This is a genomic window from Sphaerobacter sp. (assembly GCF_019683595.1).
Classification (GTDB): domain Bacteria; phylum Chloroflexota; class Chloroflexia; order Thermomicrobiales; family Thermomicrobiaceae; genus Sphaerobacter.
This window is the reverse complement of record NZ_JADGHZ010000230.1, coordinates 1-4785: the sequence shown is the minus strand read 5'-3', so window position 1 is coordinate 4785 and position 4785 is coordinate 1. Positions and strand designations below refer to the sequence as shown.

Sequence of the window (4785 nt, the reverse complement as noted above, 5' to 3'; positions counted from 1 at the left end):
CGCCGCGATCTCCTCAACCGCCGCGGCAAAGGCCGCTTCGTTGGCCTTGGAGGGCTTTCGATAACCGGTGATCTTCCGGACGAATTGGAGCGATGCGGCGTGGATCTCGGCGTCGGTCACCGGTGGGTCGACGTTGAAGAGCCTCGTGATATTGCGGCACATGCCGGGCTGCCTCCAGTCGGTGTCATGAGCGGTCGCCCTCCCCACCACTCGCGCCATCAGCGGGTGAAGAACTCCACCAGCACCGGGGCGATGGCGTCCGGTGCGACGCTGTGCGTCTGGTTCTCCAGGGTGAGGTGCCGCGCGTTCGGGATGGTGTCGGCAAGCTCCTGGGCCGCGTCCCGGATCCAGGCTGGACTCGCTCCGCCGTCCATCACCAGCGTCGGGATGGTGATCGAGGCGAATCGAGCGGTCGGGATCGCACTGTCTCCCATGACGGCGTGGTCGTAGGGCAGGGTGTGGGCGACTGCCTCCATTCCCGACCACATCGGGGCCTGTCGCATCTGCGCGACGAGATCGGGCGGGACGCCCACTGCCTCGGTCAAGAAGAGCTCGACCGCGTCCCCTCGGCGACCCTCCGCCAGCAGCGTGTCGAGTCGCGTCCTGTAGTCGGACGGCACCGGCGGCCGGCTAGCGTCCACGGCGTATGGCGACTCGAACACAGCCAGCCGGGTGATCGGATGGCCGTTTGCCGCCGCCAGCAAGGAGAGCCCGCCGCCTGACGACATGCCGAACACGTACGCCGAGCCGCCGGCGGCGTCGATGAGCGCCGCAAGGTCCTCGATCTCCCGCTCGACCGCGTACGGCGGCGTGTCGCCGCTGTCGCCGCGCCCGCGACGGTCGTAGCAGATCACCGTGAAGTGTGGCGCCAGCTTCTCGGCCAACGGGGCGCCGCCCGCGCGAGTGGACAGCGCGCCGCCGACCAGCACGACCGGCGGGCCGTTGCCTGAGCGCTCGAACGCGATGACTGTCCCGTCGCTGGAACGTATCGTCTGCATCGACCCGTCCCTTCGTCAGGTGGACCGCTACCCTGCCTGTCCGGCATCGACCGGTTGGTAGCGGAGGAATACGACGCCGGATCGGAACGTGTGCGTGTCGACGAGCCGTACCAGGCGCTGGTCGCTGAGTGCCGGGAACATGGGCGTCCCGCCGCCCAGCACGATCGGGTGGATGAAGAGGTGGTACTCGTCGATGAGGTTGTGTCGTATCAGAGCGGCCGCGATCTCGGCGCCGCCAACGTCGATGTTCTTGCCGGGCTGCTGTTTCAGGCGCGCCACCTCGTCGACGACGTCATCGCGGACCAGCCGGGCGTTCGGGCCGACCTGATCGAGCGTTCGGGAGCAGACGACCTTGGGCATGTCACGCCAGATCAGGGCGAACTCGACCACGAACGCCGGGGCCGAGGGATCCTGGTCCGCTGTGGGCCAGAACCCCTCCATGAGCTCGTACATCCGCCGCCCGTACACGTAGGTGTCCGTGGCCCGTTGCTGGTCATTGATGTACTGGTGCAGTTCCTCGTCGATGATGGGCCAGTCGAGTTGGTGGTTCGGTCCTTCGATGAAGCCGTCGATGGTCACCATCATCCCGTAGACCACGGTGCGCATTGCGCTCTCCGTCCATGCGGGGTGAGTCCGGGCTGGGCAGTGTCCTCAGGCGGTCGCAGCGGGCTGGTAGCGCAGCAGGACGCACCCGGTCGAGAAGGGGCGGGCCTCAATGAGCGTCATCTGCATCCGCTCGGGGCTGGGCTTGAAGAGCGGGTTCCCGCCGCCGAGGACGACCGGCGCAACGCCGAGGCGGTATTCGTCGATCAGGCCGTGCCGCATCAGCGTCGAGGCCAGGTTGGCGCTCCCGAAGAGAAGGATATCCTTGCCGGGCTGCTGCTTCAGCCGGGCGACCTCCGTTTCGGCCTCGTCCTTCACCAGGCGCGTGTTGTTCCAGGTGGCCTCGTTGAGCGTCCGCGAGAAGACGACCTTGGGGATGCTGTTCATCTGCTCGGCCACCGCGCCCTCGGCGTTGGGCCAGTAGGCGGCCATGCCCTCGTAGGTCACGCGGCCGAAGAGTAGGAGGCTCGCCGAGGCCAGTTGATCCAGTGAGAACTGCTCCAGCTCATCGCCCCAGGCGAGGTCGTGCCAGTCGATCGACCAGCTCTCCGGCCCTTCGAAGAACCCGTCGAGCGTAACCATGTTCCACATAATCAGCCGTCGCATCGTCGCGATCCTCTCCCCGCATCGTCGCGAGTCGCGCGTCAATACGTTGCATGGTTCCGGCCGGACGCTCCGGCCGGAACCGTTTGACTCCGAAGCGTTACTGCTGTTGCTGGCAGTTGATCATCCACGGCGTGCCGAAGCGATCGACCAGCATGCCGAAACGGGCGGCCCAGAAGGTCTCCGCGAGCGGCATCTCCACCGTGCCGCCCTCGGCGAGTGCCTGATAGATCCGTTCGGCCTCAGCCGGGCTATCGACCAGGAGCGCCACGTAGGCGCCCTGCGGCTTGGCATAGTTTTCCGTCGGTGCGTCGGACCCGAAGATGGTTTGATCGCCCACGGCCAGCACGGCGTGCATGACGCGGTCCTCCCATCCGTCGGGGACGTGCTCGGCAGCCGGCGTCTCCCCGAAGGTCGTCGACTCGACGATCTTACCGCCGAGCAGTTCGGCGTAGAACCGGAACGCCTCGGCGCAGGTTCCGTTGAAGTTGAGGTATGGGACAAACTTCATGAGCCTCTCCCTTCACGACGCAAACACCACTCACACACGAGTCATGTCACAAACCGGTCTCCGTCCGGGTCGCACGACAGGCGGGGCGGATCCCGCGACGGTCGTCCGCATGTCGCCGGTCACCCGGTACGGTCCCGGCGCTGCCAGGCGCCGGCGGATCAGCCGTGCTGCTCAGCAATGCGCTGGGCCAGGCGCTCCTCGGCCGCGCGGAGCTCGGGCGTCAGCCCCTCGCCGAACTCGTCCGCATCGTAGATCTGCCGGATCTCCAGTTCGATCTCCTCGTCGGGCCGGGCGGGGCAGCGCTTGGCCCACTCGATGGCTTCTTCCCTGGAGCCGACCTGGATGATCCAGTACCCTGCGATCACCTCCTTTGTCGGGAAGGGGCCGTCGATGACCGACATCGTTCCCCGGGAGAACCGGACGCGGGTACCGTTCGAGCTCGGATGGAGACCGTCGCCCGCCAGCATGATGCCCGCATCCACCATCGCCTCGTTGAACTTCATCATCGCGGCGATGTCCTCTTCCGTCGGGAGGACTCCCGCTTCGGTCTCATCGTTGGCCCGCACCAGGATCATGAAACGCATTGCCATTCCCCTCTCGTGGCCCCGCCCCACACAGGCGAGGCCCTACCTGCGGCACATGGCCGTCTCTCGTGACCTCTATGAATTGGTCGAATGAGGGGCGGCGAAATCGACATGTTGGGCGACCGATCCCGGGAAATCCGCCTCGGGGGGCGCCGCAGGGGTGGCCGCCATGTCCGGCCACTCCTGCGCGGCGAGGGCGCTCGCCAGCGCGTAGACCGGGCCGGTCGTCGTCTCGTCGCGGATCGTCATGCCCGCGTGGGCGAGGTTGGTCCGAAGGACCGACGCTACGTCGCGCATCTTGGCCGATGTCGGGTGCTCGTAGAAGACATAAAACACGCCGTCGCGCTTGAGCAGGCGCCGGACGGCGGCCAGCGGTTCCTCGGCGCGCAGCCAGAAGCAGTTGACGTTGATGGCGAAGATCGTGTCGAACGGGGCCTCGTGGAGGGTGGCGCGCTCCAACGTCATGACGTGCAACGTCAAGGTGCCGGCTGCGAGGTGCGCGTGGTTCCGCTCGCGCGCCCGGCGGATCTGTGTCTCCGACCGATCGATGGCGACCATCCGCCCGTTTCCAAGTCGCTCGCAGACCAGGGCGGCGGCTACGCCGTTGCCGCAGCCGATCTCCAGGATGGTGTCCTCTGGGCGGATCCGGAGCAGATCGACCGCCGCGGCGATCTGCGCGGGCACGCGCGTCACTGGTGACTCCTTCCGTCATGCGCGAGCGTCGATGCCGGTGGGGCCTTCCTACGAGGCCCCATCCGGCTATTCGTCGGTATCGTTTGCGAACGATAGGCCCCGGGCGGCCAGTGCCTCGCGAAGCTGTGCCAGCGCCTTGGAACCCATCCCATGGAGCTGCAGGAGCTGGTCCTCGGTGACCCGCGTCAGATCCTCGAGACGGGTGTAGCCGGCTCCGAGGAGCGCGCGCCGCGCCGGCTGGGCCAGCGTGTCGGGCAGGTCGATCGCCGTGTTGTCTGCGTGCATCAGTCCTTCTTTCCTCCTGTGAACTGCGCCTCGCCCTCCTTGAGCGGGCGGAAGCGGAGCGCCGACCAGACGTTGTCGACCGCCACCTGGGTGATCGGGCGCAGACCGTATTCGGCCAGGATCGGCCACAGGGTGTCACGGTTGATGTCGGTCCGGTTCGCCTTGGGGTAGGCCACCCAGAGCTGCGCCGGGCTGACAAGGTGGTCTCGGTGCGTGGCGAGGATGGCCCGCACCGAGGCTTCGTCGTCGGCGAAGATCAGGGCCGTCGTCGCCTCATCCAGCCCGTCCACGGTCAGCACACCCTCGGGACGCGGCTCGATGAGCGGCAGCCGATCGGGGTGCGACGACCAGACGGTCGTCCCCGGCTTGATGAGGAGCTTCTGGGCCACGGTCTTCGTGCTCAATTCGTACGGATCCCGTCCGTTCCCTCAGGTCGCGAAACGCATCTCTTGACAGAGACCCGCCGCCGGGCCCCCCCCGGGGGGGGGGGGGGGGGGGGTGGGCGGAT

At 67.3% G+C, this 4785-nt stretch carries 9 protein-coding genes; all 9 read right to left on the bottom strand.

The annotated features are described in order from the left end of the window. Nucleotides 1-162: DUF2277 domain-containing protein (locus tag IRZ30_RS15735; RefSeq protein WP_294086493.1), on the bottom strand; the 162-nt coding region annotated here is incomplete at its 3' end. A 56-nt stretch (nt 163-218) separates the two neighbouring features. After that, nucleotides 219-998: an alpha/beta hydrolase gene (locus IRZ30_RS15730; RefSeq protein ID WP_294086492.1), complete on the bottom strand. Its 780-nt coding sequence runs from the start codon at nt 996-998 to the stop codon at nt 219-221. Nucleotides 999-1025: 27 nt separating this feature from the next. Beyond that, complete coding sequence (locus IRZ30_RS15725; protein WP_294086491.1) at nt 1026-1604, bottom strand: dihydrofolate reductase family protein; 579 nt, start codon at nt 1602-1604, stop codon at nt 1026-1028. 45 nt (nt 1605-1649) lie between these two features. After that, complete coding sequence (locus IRZ30_RS15720; protein ID WP_294086490.1) at nt 1650-2207, bottom strand: dihydrofolate reductase family protein; 558 nt, start codon at nt 2205-2207, stop codon at nt 1650-1652. Between the two features lie 97 nt (nt 2208-2304). Beyond that, nucleotides 2305-2715, bottom strand: coding sequence for a VOC family protein (locus tag IRZ30_RS15715; protein ID WP_294086489.1), 411 nt, complete (start codon nt 2713-2715; stop codon nt 2305-2307). A gap of 158 nt (nt 2716-2873) precedes the next feature. Continuing rightward, nucleotides 2874-3299 (bottom strand): YciI family protein, encoded by a 426-nt coding sequence (locus tag IRZ30_RS15710; RefSeq protein WP_366945368.1) that lies wholly within the window; start codon nt 3297-3299, stop codon nt 2874-2876. 75 nt (nt 3300-3374) lie between these two features. Beyond that, entirely contained in the window at nt 3375-3992 is a 618-nt protein-coding gene (locus tag IRZ30_RS15705; protein ID WP_294086486.1) for a class I SAM-dependent methyltransferase, read from the bottom strand. Between the two features lie 66 nt (nt 3993-4058). Further along, nucleotides 4059-4277: a DNA-binding protein gene (locus IRZ30_RS15700; RefSeq protein WP_294086485.1), complete on the bottom strand. Its 219-nt coding sequence runs from the start codon at nt 4275-4277 to the stop codon at nt 4059-4061. Next, entirely contained in the window at nt 4277-4681 is a 405-nt protein-coding gene (locus IRZ30_RS15695; RefSeq protein WP_294086484.1) for a hypothetical protein, read from the bottom strand. Before IRZ30_RS15695 ends, IRZ30_RS15700 begins: the two co-directional genes overlap by 1 nt. Nucleotides 4682-4785: the final 104 nt, after the last annotated feature.

Coding starts and splice junctions, on each gene's coding strand:
- IRZ30_RS15730 (WP_294086492.1), bottom strand. CDS start 998: ATGCAGACGATACGTTCCAGCGACGGGACAGTCATCGCGTTCGAGCGC.
- IRZ30_RS15725 (WP_294086491.1), bottom strand. CDS start 1,604: ATGCGCACCGTGGTCTACGGGATGATGGTGACCATCGACGGCTTCATC.
- IRZ30_RS15720 (WP_294086490.1), bottom strand. CDS start 2,207: ATGCGACGGCTGATTATGTGGAACATGGTTACGCTCGACGGGTTCTTC.
- IRZ30_RS15715 (WP_294086489.1), bottom strand. CDS start 2,715: ATGAAGTTTGTCCCATACCTCAACTTCAACGGAACCTGCGCCGAGGCG.
- IRZ30_RS15710 (WP_366945368.1), bottom strand. CDS start 3,299: ATGCGTTTCATGATCCTGGTGCGGGCCAACGATGAGACCGAAGCGGGA.
- IRZ30_RS15700 (WP_294086485.1), bottom strand. CDS start 4,277: ATGCACGCAGACAACACGGCGATCGACCTGCCCGACACGCTGGCCCAG.